Source organism: Gammaproteobacteria bacterium (genome assembly GCA_003696665.1).
In the GTDB taxonomy this organism is placed as follows: domain Bacteria; phylum Pseudomonadota; class Gammaproteobacteria; order Enterobacterales.
In genome coordinates this window covers 1-3915 of sequence record RFGJ01000288.1, presented here as the reverse complement: position 1 = coordinate 3915, position 3915 = coordinate 1, and the positions used below count along the sequence as shown (strand labels likewise).

The window sequence follows — 3915 nt, the reverse complement described above, 5'->3', positions numbered from 1 at the left end:
GCCGTTGCTCACCGACGACTACGCGCCGGTGAACATACTCAATCATTCGGATTAAATAGATCCAAGCGCTTGCGCCAAATCGTCCTGCAAGTCGCTGGTCGCTTCAATACCAATACTGAGTCTTACCAAGTTATCGGTAATCCCGAGTTTTTCACGGACAGATACCGGTATTGAAGCATGTGTCATCAATGCAGGATGATTGGCCAGACTTTCGACACCACCTAGACTCTCGGCCAACGCAAACCATTGCAGACGCTGCATAAAGGTCCGAGCCGCCGAAACATCACCTTTCAAATAAATACTGACAATGCCTCCATAGCCCCGTGTCATTTGCTTTTGAGCAAGTGTATGTTGACGATGCGACGGCAAGCCCGGATAAATCACCTTTTCGACGTTGGGATGATTTTCCAACCATTCGGCCAACATCATCGCTGACTCATTATGGCGCGCCATACGCAACCCCAGCGTTTTCAGACCACGTAGACCAAGATAAGCGTCAAAAGGCCCATTGACAGCACCAATTGAGTTTTGCAGAAATGCAAGCCGCTCACCGAGCTCCTCATCTCGAACGACAACCGCGCCACCCACCATATCGGAATGGCCATTCAAATATTTTGTCGCCGAATGCACAACAATGTGCGCACCAAGGTCAAGCGGCCGCTGGTTGTACGGGGTGGCAAAAGTATTATCCACGACCAGCAAAATATCATTCATGCGCGCAAGCTCAGCCAGCGCTTCAATGTCCACCAACTTGAGCAGCGGATTCGTCGGCGTTTCAATCCAGATCATTTTCGTTTTGGCGCTCAACGCCTCGCTGACACTTCGAATATCTGACATATCCAAATAGCGAAACGCCAGATTGGCACTACGCCGACGCACTCGTTCAAATAAGCGATAGGTGCCACCGTACAGATCGTCCATCGCCAAAACTTCATCTCCTGCATCGAGCAGCTCCAGCACGGTGGCGGTTGCCGCCATGCCAGAGGCAAACCCAAAGGCACGACTGCCATTTTCAAGGGCAGCCACAGCACGCTCATAGGCAAAGCGAGTCGGATTTTGCGTTCGCGAGTACTCAAATCCAGTGTGTTCACCGGGCGCCGATTGCACATAGGTCGAAGTGGTAAATATTGGCGGCATCACCGCACCAGTGATGGGCTCCGGCGCTTGACCACCATGAATCGCCAAAGTATCAAACTGCAGGTTGTCAGTTTTACGCATCAAACTCTCCACGCTTACAAGAAACCTTTTTCTTTCATCCAGTCGTCATTGTACATTTTCGACAGATATCGATTCCCCGTATCGCATACCAAGGTCACGACATTCTTGGCTTGCGTTTGTTCGCGACAATAGCGGAGTGCGGCGGCCACTAATGTGCCAGTTGAAGACCCACCCATAATACCTTCTGCCGCCACAAGCCGACGCGCCGTATTTAAACTTTCCGCATCAGTGATCGTATAGGCTTTGTCGACAAGGCTGAGATCGCATATGTCCGGGACAAAGTCTTCACCAATGCCTTCCACAACCCAACTACCCGCTTCTGGCATCGTGCCTGTTTGGATAAAAGGCGCAAGTACCGAACCTTCGGGATCAGCAAGCACGATCTCCGCATTCGGTTTCCTTTCCTTAAGAAACCGACCGACACCACTAAGCGTGCCCCCGGAACCAACACCACAGACAAAAGCGTCCACCTGCCCTCGCAATTGTTCCCAAATTTCAGGCGCAGTCCCTTCATAGTGTGCGGCCACATTATTCGGATTACAGAATTGGTTGATGTAATAACCCCCGGTTTCCTTGGCTAAACGAGCAGCCACATCTTGATAATATTCAGGGTGTCCCTTGCAAACATCGCTTCGCGTCATCAGGACTTCAGCGCCGAGCCCTTGCAAACTGTAAACTTTTTCCCGACTCATTTTATCGGGCATCACGATTTTGAGCTTATAACCTTTTAACGCCGCGACCAGCGCCAAGCCCAGTCCTGTGTTACCGGCTGTCGCTTCGATAATTGTATCCCCCGGCCGCAATTGACCAGACTCCTCAGCCGCTTCGATCATCTTCAGCGCGATTCGGTCTTTGATCGAGCCACCGGGATTTTGCGACTCCAGCTTCAACCACAAGGTGCAGGGTCCAGTGTCCAGATTGTTTACACGAACCAACGGCGTATTGCCAATTAACGCTAAAATATCGTCGCACAAATGCATAACTGACCTTTCTGTTGATGAGAACACATGGATTGTACGAGGTCAGCCTTGCGCACGCAAAGCAGAAATTGATTGTCTTTGTGTAGCTCCGCTCGAAACTGGTGTGCCGAGTGATTGAAGAAGTCGATATTCTCTGCTGAAGTTCGGTTTGGCAGAAACTAGGAACAGCAAAGGATCACTCCACTACGAGCAAAGAGAATGTCAGTGCCAGCGAGTGCTCAGGGCAAGGCCATACAGATAACTTATTGTTTGGCGGCATCTGGTAGCGGTTCGTCTTCCATCACCTGCCCGTCTTCCAAGGCATTGATGATGGCTTTCACCAAGGTTGCGAGTGGAATGGCGAAAAAGACGCCCCAGAATCCCCAAAGGCCACCAAATAACAGGACCGCAGCAATGATGGCAACTGGGTGAAGGCTAACCGCCTCGGAAAAAAGAATAGGTACCAACACATTCCCATCCAGCGCCTGAATGACGAGATACACCACTGTCAGAATAATAAACTGACTGCTCCCGCCCCATTGCAAATAACCCACCACAAGCACTGGCACGGTCACAACAGCCGCCCCAATGTAGGGAATCAAAACGGACAAGCCGACAAGGACACCAAGCAGCAACGCATAATTTAATCCAAGCAGTGCAAAGGCGAAGTACGAAGTACTGCCCACGATTAAGATTTCACTGATCTTGCCGCGGACATAGTTACCGATTTGCATATCAACCTCTTGCCAGACGCGAACCGCAAGTGCTCGGTTTCTCGGCAAATGTTTGGAAATCCAGTCTAGAATCTGATGTTTATCCTTTAAAAAGAAGAACACCATCAGCGGGACTAAGATCATATACACCGCGATTGCCGCCAAATTCAAAATGGAGCTGAGCGAGATAGAGACAATCAATCGCCCCAGTTCACCTAACTGTCCACCCATTTGGCGGCTTAAGTCCGCCACAAGTTCAGGCGTAAAGATTCCGGGATAATCTTTAGGGAGATTCTTAATCCACAATTGTCCCCGCTGCACCCATTGCGGCCACTCTGTGGAAAGCGCCTCAACCTGCGACCAAACGAGCGGCAGAAGCACCAAGACCAGCCAGATGAGAAATGCCAAAAACGACACAAACACAACCATCACCGCCATGTGTCTTGGCATTCCCTTGCCCTCGAGTGCTTCCACCACCCAATCGAGCAAGTAAGCCAACACCACGGCCACCAGAATCGGGGCGAGAATGCGACCAAACCAATAGATGACAACAGAGATACCAACGAGTAAAGAAATCAGAACCAATGCTTCAGGGTTGCCAAACTTTCTTTGCCACCATGCACCGAGCGTTTTATTCATGTGTCCCTGTTCTCATGACAAATGATATGACTGGATTCGAAACTTACCGTAATTCATGTACTCTATAGATGAACACGGCAACACAATGTGACCAACATCCTATGAATTTCAGGACAGTCTGTCTAGCGGTAATCATCTCAACGCTCTGCATGCCAGATGCTCATCCTGCGGCTCATGAGAACTTGCCGCAGCTTGGCAGCAGCAGTGACCGTGTTTTGTCGGTCAAAGAGGAGCAAACTTGGGGTGACTTGATAATTCGCCAACTGAGAGCCAGCGATCTTGTTTTGGACGATCCGCTTATCAACGAATACATTCGCAGCATCGGATTCAAACTCGTCGCTGCCAATCAGGATGCTGCCGGACGGCGGTTCGATTTTACTGTTTTG

The 3915-nt window shown here is 50.2% G+C and carries 4 protein-coding genes; 1 reads left to right on the top strand and 3 read right to left on the bottom strand.

What is annotated here, in order from left to right; all coding sequences use genetic code 11:
- Window positions 1–51 precede the first annotated feature (51 nt).
- The 3 genes from D6694_07865 to D6694_07855 all read right to left on the bottom strand — a co-directional run bounded on the left by D6694_07865 (window position 52) and on the right by D6694_07855 (window position 3529).
- Window positions 52–1218, bottom strand: coding sequence for a PLP-dependent transferase (locus D6694_07865; protein RMH42527.1), 1167 nt, complete (start codon window positions 1216–1218; stop codon window positions 52–54).
- Between the two features lie 14 nt (window positions 1219–1232).
- Window positions 1233–2198, bottom strand: a complete 966-nt coding sequence (locus D6694_07860; GenBank protein RMH42526.1) for a PLP-dependent cysteine synthase family protein — start codon at window positions 2196–2198, stop codon at window positions 1233–1235.
- Window positions 2199–2440: 242 nt separating this feature from the next.
- On the bottom strand, window positions 2441–3529 hold the full coding sequence (locus D6694_07855; protein RMH42525.1) for an AI-2E family transporter: 1089 nt from the start codon (window positions 3527–3529) through the stop codon (window positions 2441–2443).
- A gap of 149 nt (window positions 3530–3678) precedes the next feature.
- Here D6694_07855 and D6694_07850 point away from each other — a divergent pair.
- On the top strand, window positions 3679–3915 hold a 237-nt coding region (locus D6694_07850), incomplete at its 3' end, for a M48 family peptidase (protein RMH42524.1).

Coding starts and splice junctions, on each gene's coding strand:
- D6694_07865 (RMH42527.1), bottom strand. CDS start 1,218: ATGCGTAAAACTGACAACCTGCAGTTTGATACTTTGGCGATTCATGGT.
- D6694_07860 (RMH42526.1), bottom strand. CDS start 2,198: ATGCATTTGTGCGACGATATTTTAGCGTTAATTGGCAATACGCCGTTG.
- D6694_07855 (RMH42525.1), bottom strand. CDS start 3,529: ATGAATAAAACGCTCGGTGCATGGTGGCAAAGAAAGTTTGGCAACCCT.